Below are 15,376 nucleotides of genomic sequence, written 5' to 3'. Positions count from 1 at the left end.
CGTGTCCACCACTGCCGTGCGGCCCTGTTCGTTGCAAGACTCGGCGCATGGTCCTCATCGGTTTTCATGCCTCGCACGAGCAGATCGCACCGAGCGCGCTTCTCGACGCGGTGATCGGCGCCGAGCGCGCGGGGTTCGACGGAGCCATGTGCTCCGACCACCTCGCGCCGTGGACCAGAGCCCAGGGCGAATCCGGCTTCGCGCTGAGCTGGATCGCGGCCGCGCTCGCCTGCACGGAATTCTCGATCGGGATGGTCAATGCCCCCGGGCAGCGCTATCACCCGGTGATGATCGCCCAGGCGTTCGCGACTCTCGAGGAGATGTTCCCTGGCCGCTTCTGGGCGGCGATGGGCAGCGGCGAGGCGGTCAACGAGCACGTGACCGGCGACGCGTGGCCCGAGAAGCAGGTCCGCAACGAGCGACTGCGCGAGAGCGTCGACGTGATCCGCCGACTGATCGAGGGCGAAGAGGTCGACCATGACGGCCTGGTGCGCGTCCACGAAGCGCGAGTGTGGAGCAGGCCGGCCGAACCGCCGCCTCTGTTCGCGACCGCGGTGAGCGCGGAGACCGCGGAGTGGGCGGCCTCGTGGGCGCAGGGTCTCGCGACCGTGATCCAGGAGCCCGCCGCGCTGCAGCGGGTCGTCGACGCCTACCGAGGCGCCGGGGGCTCTGGCCCCTGCATCCTGCAGGTGCACCTCAGCCTCGCGGAGAGCGACGAGGCGGCGTTCGCCATCGCCCGCGAGCAGTGGACCAACGGTCTGCTCTCGCCCCCGCAGACGTGGGATCTCGAGCAGCCCGAGGACTTCGAGGCGGCGGTGGCGGGCCTCGACAGGAACGAGCTGCGAAATGCCGTGCTGATCGACCATGACGCCTCGGCGTTGGCCGGCCGCATCGCCGACCTCGCGGAGATCGGATTCGATCGCGTGTATCTGCACCACGTCGGCACCGAGCAGTCGTACTTCCTCGCCGCCGCAGAATCCGAGCTCATCCCCGCACTCAAGGAGCGACTGTGAAGATCACCGATACGAGCGACCTCTGGTGGAAGACCGCGGTCTTCTACTGCCTCGATGTCGAGACCTTCCTCGACTCGAACGGAGACGGCGTCGGCGACCTGCAGGGCCTCGCCCAGCGGATCGACTACCTGTCGCAGCTCGGCGTCACCTGCCTGTGGCTGATGCCGTTCTATCCGAGCCCCGACCGTGACGACGGCTATGACGTCAGCGACTTCTACGGCGTCGACTCGCGCCTCGGCACCCACGGCGACTTCGTCGAGGTCATCCGCACCGCTCGCGATCGGGGCATGAGGGTGATCGTCGACCTGGTCATCAACCACACCTCCGACCGGCATCCGTGGTTCCTCGCCGCCAAGCGCAGCGTCGACTCGCCCTACCGGGACTATTACGTCTGGCGCGACGACGCGCCTCCGAAGGGGCAGAAGAACGCCGTCTTCCCCGGCCAGGCTAACGGCATCTGGGGCAGAGACGAGAAGTCGGGGCAGTGGTATCAGCACAGCTTCTACGAGCACCAGCCCGACCTGAACATCGCCAATCCCCGGGTGCGCGACGAGATCGCGAAGATCATCGGGTTCTGGTTGCAGCTGGGCGTCTCGGGGTTCCGCGTCGATGCCGTGCCGTTCCTCCTCGAGATCCCCGAGGGCGCCGGCATCCCCGAGCCGCACGATCTGCTGCGCGACATCCGCCGGTTCCTGCAGCGCCGGTCGAGCGAGGCGATCCTGCTCGGCGAGGTCAACCTGCCCTACGACGAGCAGGTGCAGTACTTCGGTGGTGACGACGGCGACGAGCTCACGATGCAGTTCGACTTCGTCGGGATGCAGTCGCTGTACCTGTCGTTCGCGCGCAAGGACCCCGCGCCTCTGATCGAAGCGCTGCGGGCCCGACCCGTGCTCGGCTCTGAGGTGCAGTGGGCGAACTTCCTGCGCAACCACGACGAGCTGACCCTCGACAAGCTCAGTGACAGCGAGCGGAACGAGGTGTTCGAGGCGTTCGCGCCCGACGAGCGGCAGCGCGTGTTCGGACGAGGCATCACCCGGCGCCTCCCGCCGATGCTCGACGGCGATCCGCGCCGCATCCGCATGGCCTACAGCCTGCTGTTCACCCTGCCCGGCACGCCTGTGCTCTTCTACGGCGAGGAGATCGGCATGGGCGAGAACATCGAAATCCCGGGCAGGGAGGCCGTGCGGACTCCGATGCAGTGGTCCGACGATCGCAACGGAGGATTCTCGGATGCCGCGCCCAGCCGTCTCGTGGCCCGTCCGCCGTCCGACGGGTATGCGCCGGAGCACGTGAACGTCGCCGCCCAGCTGGCCGACCGTGGCTCCCTGCTGTACTTCATCCGCGCTCTCACCTCGAGCTACCGGATCTCGCCGGAACTCGGATGGGGCACGCTCGAGGTCATCGACCAGCCTGCCGAGTCGCTGCTCGTGCACTCGCTCTCGGCGGACGTCGGCCGGATGATCGCCCTCCACAACTTCGCAGAGGTGCCGGTGACCACGTCCTTCCGGCTGTCCGACGAGCCGGAGGGCACGACTCTCGTCGACCTCCTCGAGGCGTCACGCCTGGCACTCGACGCCCAGGGCGGGGTCGAACTGGAGGTGCCGGCGTACGGCTACCGCTGGCTTCGCGTATCGCGTCCCGGTGATGGCCGAGTGACCTGACCGGCGACGCACCTCGTCGGCTCGCTCACGTCAGCCGTCGGCGCGGCGTGCCCCCTCCACCTCGAGCACCGCGGCGGGGAGTTCTCGGGCGAGTTCGCGGGCGAGGAACCCGAGGCCCATCCGCTCGGCCAGCCGGTCGCCCGCGCGGGCATGTGCCCAGGCCCCCCACACCGCAGCGCGTTCCGGGTCGAGCCCTCGGGCCGCGAAACCCGTGATGGTGCCTGCGGCCACATCTCCCGAACCGGCGGTGCCGAGGCCGGGTCCGCCGACATCGAGGCGCCACACCGCGCCCGAAGGCGCGACGACCGCGGAGTAGCAGTGGATCACGGCATCGAGCTCTCGTGCGAGGGGCCGCAGGTCGCTGAAGAGGTCATCGACAGGCCGCCCCAGCAGCAGCTCCGCCTCGTCGAGGTTGGCATTGATGATCAGAGACCGCGGAAGATCGGACCGCGGCACCTCTCTCACGGCTCCGACGGCGAAGGCGTCGACGACGAGGCAGGCGATGTCGTGGCCTGCCAGCCGCCGTAGCCAACGCACGGCATGCTCAGGGTCATCGAACCCGGGCCCGACCAGCACAGCGTCCGCTCCGTCGTATGCGATGCGCAGGACGTCCGGCGTCGGCTCGTCCGCACCGGGTGACTCGTAGACCCCTGATTCCGGGAGGGTGATGCGCACGACATCCGCGATGGCGGCATCGGTCGTCACGGCGACCTTTCCCGCTCCGACGCGCAGCGCAGCCTCTCCGGCCAGGACGACCGCGCCCGCCGACAGAGGGGAGCCGCCGATGATCATCGCCGTTCCCCGGGACTTCTTCGAGTCGCCGGGGTCGGGGAGTCCCCACTGCCGCAACAGCTGCGGGGTGACGGTCGTCGGCTCATTCGGGTCGGACATCGGGACTCCCGGGGTGCACGGTGACCTCCGCGCCCAGCTGCTCGAGGTGGCTCACATCCGAGAAATCGATGAGCTGCCACTGCCGGCCGTCGAACCGCAGCCGCGTCACGGAGGCATTGAGAACCGTGTTCGCGGACGCGAACTGCATGAGGCGCTGCTCGTCCATCCCGGTGAGCAGCGCGATCAGCAGCATGACGACAGCGTCGTGTGCGACGACCAGCCCCACGCGAGCATCCGCATCGAGGGCATCGTGCAGGAACGACCGCAGACGAAGCGCGACGTCGGCCCAGGACTCGCCACCGGGTGGCCGGTGATAGTACTTGCCCAGACGCGCGCGACGAACGGCCTCCTCGGGGTGCCGCGCGGCGACGCCCCACCGCGTCAGCAGATCGAGGATGCCGAGCTCCCTGTCCCGCAGCCGCTCGTCGGTGAGCACCTGCTCGACGGCCGGGGCGTCTTCCATGCTGAGCGCGAACGTCTGCTGTGCACGCAGGTACGGCGACAACCAGGCGACCTGCGGCGAGATGGCGCCGCCGTGCAGTGCGGCCGACAGCGCCCGCGACTGCTCTGCGCCTGTCTCCGACAACGGCACGTCGGCATCTCGGCTCGCGAGCTCGATCATCTCTGCGCGCGCTACCTCGGCTGCGGTCGCGGCGACGTTGCCCACACTCTCGCCGTGCCTGACCAGCCACAGCTCTTCCACGTCACAGCTCCCATTCGTCGAACGGAAGGCTCCACGGGCCGTGGTCCTGCTCGACGTGGTCGTCTTTCTCGACCGAGATCACCACCCGTGTCGTCGCGCGGATGAGCACGCTGATGCTGCGCCCCTCGGCAGACAGGGTCACGAACGCCGGCGGCGAGGACGCAGCCGCTTCGATCTCAGCCATGATCTCGTTCAGGGGCTGATCGTCCTGAAGCACGAAGCTTCTGCCGTCGATCTCAATATGAGTTCTCACGGTTCTCCTTCCCCTCGTGGGCGACGTTAGGCGAGACGGTCGAGTGTGCAGAGGGCCTTGCGCCCGGGGCGCGCAGTGGTTAGCGGTTTCGCCGCCGAGCGCGGGCGGCACTCTCTACGATGGGGTGATGCAGGTCTTGGACACTCTCGCTCTCGTCGGTGAGGTGCTCTCCTGGGTGGGCCTCGGCATCGGTCTGCCGCTGCTTCTGCTGGCGTTCCTCATCCGCACGGTCGAGGGAGCGTGGCTGCCGATCGAGATCGCGGTCATCGAGCGCGAGGGTTCTCTGGTCGGCCGCTGGTTCGCCGGCGGCGACTTTCACGAGAGGGCTCTGAGAAGGCACGAGGCCGCCACGGCGGATGATGGCTGGGCAGACGGAGTGGTCAGCGCGAACAACCCCGCCCGTGCGCGGGTGGGGGAACCGCCTCACACGCGGCGCGTCATCCTGACCCTGGGGATCGTGTTCGCCGGAGTCGGATTCGTGGGACTCGTCGTGTCGCTGCTGCCGCTGCTGATGTCCTAGCTCGATAGTGTGACGCTCATGCAGGACTCCGCCGACATCCCCCCGTCCACCCCTCTGGATGACTGGTTGGACGCGCTGAGTCGACCGACGGGTTCTCCCGGGGGAGGTGCGGCGTCCGGTGTGATGCTGGCGATCGCCGCCTCGCTGATGAGCATGGTCGGCGGGTATTCCGATGACGATCCGCGAGCGGCGGACATCGTCGACCGCCTCGCCCGGCAGCGGGCTGAGGCGCTGCGAGCGGTCGAGGCGGATGGCGTCGTCTCTTCGAGTTTCGGGGCGGCGCTCGCTCTGCCGAGCGACGACCCCTCCCGCGACGAGCGCGTCCGCAGCGCTGCTGTCGAGGCGGCCCGGTCAGCGGCGCGGGTCGGCGCGATCGGCGTGGCGATGCTGCGTGACGTGCGCGTGCTCGTCGAGGCGGGCAACCCGCATATCGTCGTCGATCTCGCGGTGGCGGCAGAGGCGCTCCGTGCCGGGCTGTCGGGCGGGGCCATGAACATTCGCGCGAACCTGCAGATCGCGCGTCGTCACGGCGCCGCCGCCGAGACGCTGGCCGATCTCGAGGCCGAGGTCGAGCGCGTCGCGGGTGCGGAGCGAGAGGTCGGGGAGATCGTCCGGGAGCTGTCCTCACGCCTGGACTGAGCGAGGGCCGGTGCCCGATGCGACGCGGCGGTATCCGTCGCCGTGGGATTCGACCGCACCGCCCTCGATGAAGCTGTCTATCCAGCCGCGCATCGGCCACTCGCCCCAGCGCTCGGCGAACAGGGCGCCGTTGCGCAGGATGTCGTCGAGGTGGCGCCACGGCGGAGAACCGGCCGGGTGCCACTGGTGGTAGGCGTGCGCGCCGCCGACCCACTGCACTCGCATGCCGAGAGACCGAGCCCGTCGGCCCAGGTCGGTGTCTTCGGCGCCATACCCTTCGTACGCCTCGTCGAAGCCGCCGAGACGCGTCCACGTCTCAGCGGTCACTGCGAACGACAGCGACCAGAAGAGATCGAACTCGTCATCGGTCGCCGTCACCACCTCGCCGTCCGGTGGCAGGGGGCGAGCCGGGTGCGGCCGGGTCATGGTGCCGAGATCGTGCAGCGTCGACGGGCGCTGCACGCTGTGGAGGTAGGTCACCGGTCCGCAGAGCAGGTCGTGCGGGTGTGCCTGTGCTGCCTCGACGTATCTCTGGACCAGTGCCGGCCCCGCCAGGCAGTCCACGTCGAGGAACAGCAGCAGGTCGGCATCGTGATCCAGCGCGAGAGCGGCGGCGGCGTTGCGCGCCGCACCGACGCGCATGCCGTCGCGGCCGGGCGGCACATGCACGGACAGGATTGACGGCACTGCGGGCGGTGCGTCGACGTCGAGCCATGCCTCGACGCGCACGACGTCGATGCCCGGCGTGCGCACCTCGTCGAGGAATCGGCGCTGGCGCTGCAGGTGGTCGAGACGGTTCGCCGATGCCGGAGTGATGAGGGCGACGCGGACGGTCATCGTGCCAGCTCCTCGATCGCGGCCGCGGCACGTGCGGCAGAACCCGACACCTGCCACACGTCCCAGCGGGGAGCGGTGTCGGCTGCGCGCCGGATGCTGTCGACCACCTCGGCGGGCGACGCGTCAGCCGCGACGGTCTGGGCGAGCCCGTGGGCGGCCAGCACGCGGGCCATCTCGCTCTGCTCGTCGAAGGGTCGCTCCTGGGCGATGACGACAGCTCGGGCGTCTGCGGCCGCGAGGTCGGCGATGCTGTTCTGACCCGCCGCGCTGACGACGACGGTCGCACGGCTCAGCAGCGGCCACACGTCGTCGATGCGATCGTCGCTGCCCGCTCCTGCGCTCTCGACGACCCATCCGTCTGCGCTCAGCAGCTCCCTCGTCTGCGCGAGCCGCACCGGGTCGAGCGCGAGGCCGAGGAACAGCACGCGGCGCACGTCGTCAGCGTCTGCGTCTGCCTCGGTGCGAGCGCGGCCGTCGTAGCGCGAGATCGCGCCCACCGATCGCACGCGGTCCTCGCGACCGACGAGGGCCGTCGCGGGGATCGTGCCGGGAGCCCAGGGCGCCAGGATGCGGTCGGCGAGGTCGTACCCCAGACGGTGCGGAGCGTCGGTGCGATCGCCCGGCTGCGCGACGGAGATCGTCGGCAGCCCCAGCAGACGAGCCAGGATCGTGACCTCGACGCTGACGTCGACGACGAATGCGGACGTCGGGTGAATCGCCACCCACTCCGCGATCGCCGCGAGACGGGCCTGGTGGCCAGGGTGCCCGAGCGGCGCCCAGTGCAGGGTGCCTCCGGCTGTGACATCGCCGAGCTGATGCGCCTCGCGGCGCACGCCGTCGGGCCCGACGACGGCGTCGGAGTCGGAGGGCAGCTGGACCCATACGGTCTCCGGCGGCAACGAGGCGGGTTCGGGAAGGCTCGAGAACACCGTCACCTCGTCTCCGAGGTGCGGGCGGATCGCCTGCATCCGGGTCATGTGGCCCCAGCCGTGATGATGCACGTACCAGCCGATCATGCTCCGACCGCCTCTGCGTCGGCGAGCTCGTGCGCAGGCACCGCGCTCTGAGCGGCGACGGTGAGGACCCGCTCGATCTCGCGGTGCCTGTGATCGAGCGAGTGCCGCGCGGAGGCGGCCTCGCGCACGACCCGACGCGACAGCCCCAGCCGCGTCTGCTCGACCAGCGCCGTCGCGGCGTGGGCGAGAGCATCGGTGTCGGCGGAGGGCACGATGGCGGTGCCGGGGATTCCGGCCAGCACTTCGCTAGTGCCGCCGGAGTCGAAGGCGGCGACGGGCGTGCCGGTCATGAGCGCCTCGGCCATCACCAGTCCGAAGGGCTCCGACCACACCGGGGTCACGAGAGCGACGGATGCTGCCCCGACGAGGGCCGAGAGCTCGGGCTGACGCAGGGCCCCGACATAGTCGATGCCGTGGCCGAGCAGCGGTCGGACCTCCCGATCGAAGTACGCGGCATCGCCCACGCGGCCGGCGAGCTTCAGTCGCGCGCCTGCCCGCCGCGCGGCGATGATGGCGAGGTGCGGCGCCTTCTCGGGCACGATCCGTCCGAACCACACCCAGTCGCCTCCGCCGGGCCCCAGGCTCCACTGCGCCGTGTCGACGCCGTTGGTGAAGACGAACGCCTCGACGCCCTCGGCCGACCAGGCGCGCGCCGTGTACTGGCTGACCGCGAGGAAGCGGTGCGGCGAGGAGCCGGTGAGCGCGTTCGAGGCGATCACCATGTCGGCGAGGGGCGGCGTGTGCAGCGTGGTGACGACCGGCACCCCGATGTCGCGGCTCCAGAGGATCGGATCCCCGTGGAGACTGTGATTGTCGATCACATCGACGCGTGTCGCGGGGGCGTCGAGCTGATCCCGCACGCGCGCGAAAGCATCCGTCATCAGCCGGCGGTGGCCCTCGGGGAAGTCGGTGTCGGACGCATCCCGCGACTGATGCCAGCGGGGGCTCGGCAGGTGCAGATCGATGTTGGCGCCCAGGAAGTCCGACCCTTCGGCCGCACAGAGCTGCACGTCGTGGCCACGGCTGCGCAGCCAGCGCACGCGGTTCCAGACCACGGCCTCCAGGCCGCCGGCGTGCGGCTGTCGGAGGGCATGACGCTCGGGGGCGACGACCATCACCCGCAACCGCTCGCGGCCGATCATGCGCGTGCCTCCGTCGAGATCTCGGCGCGTGCGGTGGCGTAGAGCAGGGCGTGCGCGTCGCGCACGGCCTCCCGTTCGGCCACTCTCTCGGAGCGTCGCCGTTCGACCAGCGATGCACGGGGCGACGTGGCGCGCGTCAGAGGCGAGCGCCACGGCCTCGACCAGCGTCTGCGGGTCGTCGAGGTCGATGACGAAGAAGTCATCGGGATGCTGCGAACCGATGTGCCCGACATCCGTTCCGGCCACGGGAACCCCCAGGTCGTAGCAGAGCTCGACCCACCCCGAGTGCGTGCCGTGCAGATAGGGCAGGACGAAGAGGTCGAGTCCTCCGATCCAGGCATCGATGCCCGCGTCGCTCAGACGCGGTGTGCGTCGCACGCGCACCTCAGGGTGCTCTTCGGCGCACGCGGTCACACGCGTGGCCGCTGCGTCATCGCGGACGCGCTCGTGCATCAGCACCTCGAACTCGACGGCCCGCCCTGTCTGCGCGAGCAGCGCGGCGGCGTCGACGGCTGCACGCACCGCACGCTCGGCGGCGATGTTGGGGCGCAGGTCTCGCAGGTGGATTCCGATCCGAAGGGTCTCGTCGACCGTGCGCTCGGCCACCGCGGCACCATCGAGCAGAGTGGGGTGAGCCAGCACCCGGCTGCTGCGGCGCCACCGCCGCTCGATCTCCTCGGCCGCCGTCGAGGTGAGTGTGACGAGGTGATCGGCCGACGGGATGATCACGTCGAGCAGTTCACGATACGGATGCTGATCGACGAGCTGCGGGTTCTCCAGGTCGTGCACGGTGTAGACGACCGGCCGGCCGAGCCGGTGCGCGGTCTCGAGAGCCTCGCGCAGTTCGTCCGGCGAGAACGACTCGAGACCGAAGTGCACGTGCAGCACGTCGAAGTCCGCGCTGCGCGATTCGAGCCACGGCGAGGTGAGCGCCACCGGCGGCCACCACACGTCGGCGGGTGCGCCGGGAACAGCAGGATCGGGCAGCACGCGCACACGCTGTGTGTCGGTGATCGCACGCACATAGGGGTGGGCGGCCGGGATCGAGGCGACGCGAATGAGGGCGGGTTCGGTGACGATGTGGTTCTCCGTTGGCGGGCTGAGCACCCGACGTGCGTGTATCGCGATGACGGAGAGACCGCGGTGCAATGGGGACGCAAGACTGATGAGATCGAGGGGGTACGTTCGAATCATGAGCCATGATCCCGAACTACGCACGGCCGTTGCGCCGGCTGGCTCCCTGGTGCTAGCGCGCCGCCAACACTACTCGGAGTTCTATGGGCTGGCTCCGCTTCCCGAAAGCTTCGGGGTCGTGCTCGGCAACTGCCAGGCCGAATCGCTGCGCATGGTGATGGATTCTCCCGAGCATCGCTTCGTGCGCGTTCCCGCCGTGCACGAGATGACCGCCGACGACGCCGCGCGCCTGCACGAGGTCGTCCGCACCGCCGACACCGTCGTGAGCCAGCCGATCCGCGACGACTATCGCGATCTGCCGTTGGGCACGCGACAGATCGCTGCGGTGACAGATGCCCGCGTGCTGACCGTGCCCCCGGTGCGCTTCGCAGGGCTGCATCCCTTCCAGGCCGCCATCCGCGTGCCCGGCGTCGAGGGCGACCCGCCTGTCGTGGCGTACCACGACATCCGCACGCTCGCCGCGGCCGCCGGCATCCCGGTCGTCGCCGCGCTGACACCCCATGAGGTGCGTGCCGTGGGGGAGTCGTCGATCGACACGCTGCGCGTCCGAGAGCAGAGCGCTGACGTGCGGGTCTCCGACCTGTTCGACTCGGTCACGGCCGATCACGCGCGCACGGTCAACCATCCGGGTGACGCGGTGTGGATGCCGTTGGGGGCTCGCATGCTCGAAGCCCTCGGCCACACCGGCGGTCCGACCGACCCGGGTCGCCCGCTGCTGAACTCAGTGCGGGCGCCGCTGCACCCCGAGGTCATCGAGGCATGGTCCCTCCCCGACGATCCGCGCGCGCACTGGATCGTCGACGGCGCACCGATCGACGATGCCGAGGTGCGGGCCGCACACCTCGAGTGGTACGCAGCCCACCCGGAGTTCGTCGAGGCCGCCGTGGCACGTCTCGCTCCTCTGCTCGACGTGTGGCGTGGGCGATGAACGCCGCACCGCTGCTTCTCGTGCACCCCGGCACCCACGGCGTCGCGATGTACGCGCGCGATATGGCGTCCGCGGTGCGCGCAGCGCGACCGTCGATCCGGACGATCGACGCGGCCGATCTGGATGCGGCGCCCGCTGACGCCGCGCTGCATGTGCACTTCACGGATCGTCTGTGGGGTGATTCCCCCGAGCAGGCGGCGCAGTCGTTCGGAGCGCTCGCTGCGCGTCGGGCGGTCAGCGTCACCCTTCACGATGTGCCCCAGGCGTCGGACGGGGAGCGCAATCGGCCTCGCCGACGAGCGGCCTACGCGGTCGTGGCCGCAGCGGCGCGAGGGGTGGCGGTCAACAGCGAGCACGAGCGTGCGCTGCTTCGCGAAGAGGCGGTCTGGTCTGGGGCGGCGGTGAGCATTCCGCTGCCCGTGGACCTCGAGACCGACGCGCAGCGGATGCCGGCGGATGGGTCGGTCGGCGTGCTCGGCTACTTCTATCCCGGCAAGGGACACGACGAGGCGGCCCGTGCGGCGGCGCGCGCGGGCATCGGGAAGATGACGATTCTCGGTCGCGCCTCGGACGGTCACGCCGCCGAGCTCGAGGAGTTCGTTCGCCGAGCGGGCGCCCTCGGGGTCGAGGTCGAGGTGACGGGCTGGCTCGATGACGCGGAGATCGCACGTCGGGGCCGCGCGGTGTCGGTGCCGGTGATCGCACATCGACACGTCTCGGCATCCGGATCCCTGGCATCGTGGATCGGCTGGGGCCGGCGACCCGTCGCGGTGCGCAACCGCTACATGGACGAGATGGCGACGCTGCGCCCCGGAACCCTGCAGACGGTCGACGAAGCCGAGCTCGCGGTGGCGGTGCGGCAGGCCTTCGAGCATCCGGAGTCGACCTGGCACGGGCTCACCAGGCTGCCGATGGCATGGCCGGAGGCGGCCGAGTCGTACGTGCGCTGGTGGGGAGGGCTGGACTGGTGATGCGGCGGTCCTGGGTCGTCGGCAACCGGTGGGACACGCTCGAGGGAGTCGAGCCCGAGATCCTGCCGAAAGTGTCGGTGATCGTCGCTCATTACGAGCAGCCCGCGGAACTCGCTCGCACGCTGTCCGCCCTATCGATGCAGGATTATCCGCCCGAGCTTCTCGAGGTCGTCGTCGCCGACGACGGCTCTGCGGGCGACGTCCGCGTGCCGGACGGGGTGATCCTCGTGCGACAGGAAGACCGGGGCTTCCGTCTGGCAGCCGTGCGCAATCTCGGCGTGCGCGCGAGCAGCGGCGACGTGCTCTGCTTCCTCGATGCCGACACCGCCCCTGAGCCCGGGTATGTGCGGGCGCTCACCCGGCTTCCGGCGCTGCTTCCCGAGGCCGTCACCGTCGGACGTCGTCGGCACGCGGACTTCTCGGGCATCCCCCCGGAGGCGCCCGTGCTCGAGGCGGTGATCGACCGTGACCTCCCCGAGCCGGCCTGGCTCGCGCAGGAGTACGCCCGAAGTCGCGATCTGCTCGACGCCGACGACCGGTCGTATCGGTTCGTCATCGGTGCGGTGATCGCCTGCTCGCGCCGCCTGTTCGACGAGACCGGCGGGTTCGACGAGTCCTTCTCGGCCTATGGCGGCGAGGACTGGGAATGGGCGCATCGGATGTGGCAGGCGGGCGCCGTGCTGGCCCACGTGCCGACAGCGGTGGCCTGGCATGACGGACCCGAGTGGGCCGAGCGCAGCGGCTCGGGACTCGAGCGGGCGAACGCCCAGACCATGAGGCTGGTCTCGTCGATTCCGGTCGGCGGGTCCGCCCCGCGAGGCCTGCTGTCAGACGCGCCCGACCTCGTCGTCAGGCTGCGCGGAGCACACACCCCGGAGGCGCTGTTCGTCGCGGTGGATTCGATCCTCGCCGCATTCCCGCTGGCGAAGGTGATGCTCGACGCGACGACGGGCGCTCTCGGTAATGACCCGCGCGTCCTGGTCGGCGGCGAGCAGCCGGATGCCCGGGTCGTCTGGGAGCTCGACCGACCCGTCGTCGTGCTCGAGCCGGCACGGATCGTCGAGTGCGTCGCCCGCCTCGGCACGGGCGACGTGGGCACGGTCGATCTCGTCGACGTCGACGGCTCGTCAGTGGGAGTGCTGCGCTCGCGGCGAGCGATGCGCCGAGCCGAGCGATGGGGCACGGACGAGGGCTTCGAAACCCGGCGGATCGAAGCCGACGGGGTCCACCTGCTGCGCTCCGATCCTCGGGTGGAGGCGTGGGTCGGCGGGTGGGGCGGGCCAGATCAGTTCCGTTCAGCGTAAAGTGCTCGTATGGGGAAACTGGAGTACAACAGCTCGCGGCCCGCGATCGAGATCGAAGAAGTGACCTTGGCGCACGTGAAGATCGTGATCGGCACCAAGCTGCGTCGCAACGAGAGCTTCATGATGACGTGGCTGCCGAAGCCCGAGGCCCCCTCCGGGCGCCTGACCATCTGGGTGCACCCCAGCATCCCGCTGGTGTTCGAGTTCGATCTTCCGACTGTGCACGCGATCGACCCCGCACGGGTCGCCCACATGATGGATCAGCTCAATTCGCGCGGCGAACTCGTGCTCGACCAGCTCTGATCCCACCGTCTCATGATCGGCCTCGGTCAGAGCAGGTCGTAGTGTCCGCCGAAGGGGAAGTCGACGTCTCCCGTGTCGCGAGCGTCGAAGAGCACCGTCGCCACACTGATGCTCATCCGTGAGCGAGGGGTGACGAGAAGGCTCACCTGACGATTGCCGACGACGACGAAGTCGACGAAAGTGCCGGCCGTGGCGACCGCCTCTTCGATGCGGCGTTTCAGCTCGTCGAGGTCTTGATCCTGAGCGAGAAGATACGTCACGCCGTCGGCCAGGATCTCCGTCTGCACCATCGTCTTCTGTTCTGCCATGCACTCCACATTACGAGGCACAAGGGCTTCCTTCGCAAATCGCTACCAGTCGCACTGCACCGGGGCAAGGGGCGGACGGATCAGCAGGAACTGCTCTAGAACGGGACTATGCAGACGATCATCTATGGCGGCGACGCGTATCTGACGGGGGACGACATCGCAGATGCGCTGCTGTCATACGGGCGCGCGCTGGGTGAGGAAGAACGCGCCGAACTCGTGGAGATACCGGTGCAGGAGCCGGACGGCTCGGTCGTCACGGCGAAGTTCCTGATCGGACCCGCGAGCCAGATCGTGGCCAAGCAGGTGCCCGGCAGCGGCCCCGAACTCGAAGCCCCCGAGCTCGTCGACCGGCTGCGCACCCTCACGCGCGGCGTCGAGTCGCCCACGGGTGCTCCGGTGGAGATGCGGGACGACACCGCTTACGACCTCGGCTAAACACACCGCTGTTGCAGCACCTGCGATGCCTCCCTCGCATCACTCGTGCTCGGGCAGTATCGGGCTGGACCAGCCCGGATCGCGACCCATCTGCGCCGCACGCGAGACGGAGGTCGCCCCGAACCGGTCGCGCAGGGTGTCGAGCACCGTGTCGAGCCGTTCTTCGTCGCCCCAGTCGATCGGCAGTTCGGGCTGCACGCGGTCTGCCCCGTCGAGGTGCGACAGCGACAGCCCGATCAGCGTGATGCCACGCTCGGTGATCTCTGGCCCGGCGGCGGCGAGCAGTGCACGAGCCACCGTGAGCAGGATCGCCGTGCGATCGGTCGCCGATCCGAGCGTGCGTGATCGGGTCGCCTTCGCGAAGTCGCCGAAGCGCAGCCGCAGCACCACCGAGCGGCATACCCGGTCGCCGTCGCGCAGCCGCCGCGCGAGTCGGTCGACGATCTGCGTCAGAATCAGGTCGAGCTCCTCGGCCGAGCGCGGCCCTCGACCGAGGGCGCGCTGGGAGCCGATGGATCCTCGGCGCCGGGTCGTGTCGACCGGACGCGGATCCCGCAGGCGGGCGAGGGCGTGCAGGTGCGCGCCGACGGCCTTGCCCAGCATCCGCTCGGCGGTGGCGGACTCGAGCTCGGCCAGCTGGCCGACGGTGCGGATGCCGTAGCGCTGCAGCTTCTCGGCGGTGACGGCGCCCACGCCCCACAGCCGCTCGACCGGCAGAGGGAGCAGGAACTCCTCTTCGCGCTCGGGTTCGACCACGAGCAACCCGTCGGGCTTGCTGACGGCGCTCGCGACCTTGGCGAGGAACTTCGTGCGGGCGACGCCCACCGAGATGGCCAGCCCGACCTCGGTGCGCACCCGCTCGCGCAGACGCACGGCGACCTCTTCGGGGGTGCCGACGATGCGCCTGAGGCCCCCGACCTCGAGAAAAGCCTCATCGATGGAGAGTCCCTCGACGAGCGGCGTCGTGTCGCGGAAGATCGCGAACACGTCTTTGCTGGCTGCGGAGTACGCCTCCATGCGCGGGGGGACGACCACCGCATCCGGGCACAGCTGCAGCGCCTGTCGTCCGCCCATCGCCGTGCGCACTCCGCGCGCCTTGGCCTCATAACTCGCAGCGAGCACGACGCCGCCGCCGACGATGACCGGTCGGCCGCGCAGCTCCGGGGCATCGCGCTGCTCGACCGAGGCGTAGAACGCGTCGAGATCGGCGTGCAGCACGGTCGCTTCGCCCCGCATCCCGTTCTCCCGTCGACGTGCA

The 15,376-nt window shown here is 69.9% G+C and carries 17 protein-coding genes; 9 read left to right on the top strand and 8 right to left on the bottom strand.

Annotated elements, in window-relative coordinates; all coding sequences use genetic code 11:
- Positions 1–47: 47 nt before the first annotated feature.
- Together ASF87_RS03285 and ASF87_RS03280 are read left to right on the top strand one after the other, a co-directional pair.
- A complete protein-coding gene (locus ASF87_RS03285; protein ID WP_056374126.1) occupies positions 48–1,013 on the top strand; it encodes a TIGR03885 family FMN-dependent LLM class oxidoreductase in 966 nt (321 codons plus the stop codon).
- Positions 1,010–2,674: an alpha-amylase family protein gene (locus ASF87_RS03280; protein WP_056374124.1), complete on the top strand. Its 1,665-nt coding sequence runs from the start codon at positions 1,010–1,012 to the stop codon at positions 2,672–2,674. Before ASF87_RS03285 ends, ASF87_RS03280 begins: the two co-directional genes overlap by 4 nt.
- 30 nt (positions 2,675–2,704) lie before the next feature.
- On the opposite strand, the gene ASF87_RS03275 is transcribed toward ASF87_RS03280, so the two are convergent.
- The 3 genes from ASF87_RS03275 to ASF87_RS03265 are packed head-to-tail and all read right to left on the bottom strand — an operon-like array spanning position 2,705 to position 4,521.
- Positions 2,705–3,565 carry an ADP-dependent NAD(P)H-hydrate dehydratase gene (locus ASF87_RS03275; RefSeq protein WP_056374123.1) on the bottom strand — a complete coding sequence of 287 codons (861 nt, stop codon included), beginning with the start codon at positions 3,563–3,565 and terminating at the stop codon, positions 2,705–2,707.
- Positions 3,549–4,268: a histidine phosphatase family protein gene (locus ASF87_RS03270; protein ID WP_056374121.1), complete on the bottom strand. Its 720-nt coding sequence runs from the start codon at positions 4,266–4,268 to the stop codon at positions 3,549–3,551. The genes ASF87_RS03275 and ASF87_RS03270 overlap by 17 nt, the downstream gene beginning before the upstream one ends.
- A gap of 1 nt (position 4,269) precedes the next feature.
- A complete protein-coding gene (locus ASF87_RS03265; RefSeq protein ID WP_157549987.1) occupies positions 4,270–4,521 on the bottom strand; it encodes a hypothetical protein in 252 nt (83 codons plus the stop codon).
- Positions 4,522–4,648: 127 nt separating this feature from the next.
- Between ASF87_RS03265 and ASF87_RS03260 the strand changes: the two genes are divergently transcribed.
- Both ASF87_RS03260 and ASF87_RS03255 read left to right on the top strand, forming a co-directional pair.
- On the top strand, positions 4,649–5,041 hold the full coding sequence (locus tag ASF87_RS03260) for a hypothetical protein (protein ID WP_056374118.1): 393 nt from the start codon (positions 4,649–4,651) through the stop codon (positions 5,039–5,041).
- A gap of 18 nt (positions 5,042–5,059) precedes the next feature.
- Positions 5,060–5,680 carry a cyclodeaminase/cyclohydrolase family protein gene (locus tag ASF87_RS03255; protein ID WP_056376317.1) on the top strand — a complete coding sequence of 207 codons (621 nt, stop codon included), beginning with the start codon at positions 5,060–5,062 and terminating at the stop codon, positions 5,678–5,680.
- Here the strand turns inward: ASF87_RS03255 and ASF87_RS03250 are convergent.
- Genes ASF87_RS03250 through ASF87_RS03240 form a run of 3 tightly spaced genes read right to left on the bottom strand, consistent with a single transcriptional unit; the run spans position 5,666 to position 9,782 of the window.
- A complete protein-coding gene (locus ASF87_RS03250) occupies positions 5,666–6,517 on the bottom strand; it encodes a glycosyltransferase family 2 protein (protein ID WP_056374116.1) in 852 nt (283 codons plus the stop codon). The two genes, ASF87_RS03255 and ASF87_RS03250, sit on opposite strands and share 15 nt — an antisense overlap.
- Positions 6,514–7,533 (bottom strand): glycosyltransferase, encoded by a 1,020-nt coding sequence (locus ASF87_RS03245; protein ID WP_056374114.1) that lies wholly within the window; start codon positions 7,531–7,533, stop codon positions 6,514–6,516. Before ASF87_RS03245 ends, ASF87_RS03250 begins: the two co-directional genes overlap by 4 nt.
- Positions 7,530–9,782, bottom strand: a complete 2,253-nt coding sequence (locus ASF87_RS03240) for a glycosyltransferase (protein WP_056374112.1) — start codon at positions 9,780–9,782, stop codon at positions 7,530–7,532. Before ASF87_RS03240 ends, ASF87_RS03245 begins: the two co-directional genes overlap by 4 nt.
- 85 nt (positions 9,783–9,867) lie before the next feature.
- Between ASF87_RS03240 and ASF87_RS03235 the strand changes: the two genes are divergently transcribed.
- From ASF87_RS03235 to ASF87_RS03220, 4 genes are read left to right on the top strand one after another with little or no spacing between them, the layout of a single operon-like run.
- Positions 9,868–10,797: a WcbI family polysaccharide biosynthesis putative acetyltransferase gene (locus tag ASF87_RS03235; RefSeq protein ID WP_056374110.1), complete on the top strand. Its 930-nt coding sequence runs from the start codon at positions 9,868–9,870 to the stop codon at positions 10,795–10,797.
- Complete coding sequence (locus ASF87_RS03230; RefSeq protein ID WP_157549986.1) at positions 10,794–11,768, top strand: hypothetical protein; 975 nt, start codon at positions 10,794–10,796, stop codon at positions 11,766–11,768. Before ASF87_RS03235 ends, ASF87_RS03230 begins: the two co-directional genes overlap by 4 nt.
- Complete coding sequence (locus tag ASF87_RS03225) at positions 11,768–13,072, top strand: glycosyltransferase family 2 protein (protein WP_056374105.1); 1,305 nt, start codon at positions 11,768–11,770, stop codon at positions 13,070–13,072. The genes ASF87_RS03230 and ASF87_RS03225 overlap by 1 nt, the downstream gene beginning before the upstream one ends.
- Positions 13,073–13,081: 9 nt before the next feature.
- Positions 13,082–13,375 (top strand): DUF7882 family protein, encoded by a 294-nt coding sequence (locus ASF87_RS03220; RefSeq protein WP_056374103.1) that lies wholly within the window; start codon positions 13,082–13,084, stop codon positions 13,373–13,375.
- A gap of 26 nt (positions 13,376–13,401) precedes the next feature.
- Here the strand turns inward: ASF87_RS03220 and ASF87_RS03215 are convergent, their stop codons facing one another.
- Positions 13,402–13,683 (bottom strand): hypothetical protein, encoded by a 282-nt coding sequence (locus ASF87_RS03215; RefSeq protein ID WP_056374101.1) that lies wholly within the window; start codon positions 13,681–13,683, stop codon positions 13,402–13,404.
- A gap of 108 nt (positions 13,684–13,791) precedes the next feature.
- Between ASF87_RS03215 and ASF87_RS03210 the strand changes: the two genes are divergently transcribed.
- Positions 13,792–14,118 carry a hypothetical protein gene (locus ASF87_RS03210; RefSeq protein WP_056374099.1) on the top strand — a complete coding sequence of 109 codons (327 nt, stop codon included), beginning with the start codon at positions 13,792–13,794 and terminating at the stop codon, positions 14,116–14,118.
- Positions 14,119–14,157: 39 nt separating this feature from the next.
- On the opposite strand, the gene dinB is transcribed toward ASF87_RS03210, so the two are convergent.
- Positions 14,158–15,354 carry a DNA polymerase IV gene (gene dinB, locus ASF87_RS03205; RefSeq protein WP_056374097.1) on the bottom strand — a complete coding sequence of 399 codons (1,197 nt, stop codon included), beginning with the start codon at positions 15,352–15,354 and terminating at the stop codon, positions 14,158–14,160.
- Positions 15,355–15,376: the final 22 nt, after the last annotated feature.

It is taken from the genome of Microbacterium sp. Leaf161 (assembly GCF_001423645.1).
In the GTDB taxonomy this organism is placed as follows: Bacteria; Actinomycetota; Actinomycetes; order Actinomycetales; family Microbacteriaceae; genus Microbacterium; species Microbacterium forte.
The sequence above is the reverse complement of the archived record's forward strand: the minus strand, read 5'-3'. Positions and strand labels throughout refer to the sequence as shown.

Coding starts and splice junctions, on each gene's coding strand:
- ASF87_RS03285 (WP_056374126.1), top strand. CDS start 48: ATGGTCCTCATCGGTTTTCATGCCTCGCACGAGCAGATCGCACCGAGC.
- ASF87_RS03275 (WP_056374123.1), bottom strand. CDS start 3,565: ATGTCCGACCCGAATGAGCCGACGACCGTCACCCCGCAGCTGTTGCGG.
- ASF87_RS03260 (WP_056374118.1), top strand. CDS start 4,649: ATGCAGGTCTTGGACACTCTCGCTCTCGTCGGTGAGGTGCTCTCCTGG.
- ASF87_RS03255 (WP_056376317.1), top strand. CDS start 5,060: ATGCAGGACTCCGCCGACATCCCCCCGTCCACCCCTCTGGATGACTGG.
- ASF87_RS03250 (WP_056374116.1), bottom strand. CDS start 6,517: ATGACCGTCCGCGTCGCCCTCATCACTCCGGCATCGGCGAACCGTCTC.
- ASF87_RS03245 (WP_056374114.1), bottom strand. CDS start 7,533: ATGATCGGCTGGTACGTGCATCATCACGGCTGGGGCCACATGACCCGG.
- ASF87_RS03235 (WP_056374110.1), top strand. CDS start 9,868: ATGAGCCATGATCCCGAACTACGCACGGCCGTTGCGCCGGCTGGCTCC.
- ASF87_RS03230 (WP_157549986.1), top strand. CDS start 10,794: ATGAACGCCGCACCGCTGCTTCTCGTGCACCCCGGCACCCACGGCGTC.
- ASF87_RS03225 (WP_056374105.1), top strand. CDS start 11,768: ATGCGGCGGTCCTGGGTCGTCGGCAACCGGTGGGACACGCTCGAGGGA.
- ASF87_RS03220 (WP_056374103.1), top strand. CDS start 13,082: ATGGGGAAACTGGAGTACAACAGCTCGCGGCCCGCGATCGAGATCGAA.
- ASF87_RS03215 (WP_056374101.1), bottom strand. CDS start 13,683: ATGGCAGAACAGAAGACGATGGTGCAGACGGAGATCCTGGCCGACGGC.
- ASF87_RS03210 (WP_056374099.1), top strand. CDS start 13,792: ATGCAGACGATCATCTATGGCGGCGACGCGTATCTGACGGGGGACGAC.
- dinB (WP_056374097.1), bottom strand. CDS start 15,354: ATGCGGGGCGAAGCGACCGTGCTGCACGCCGATCTCGACGCGTTCTAC.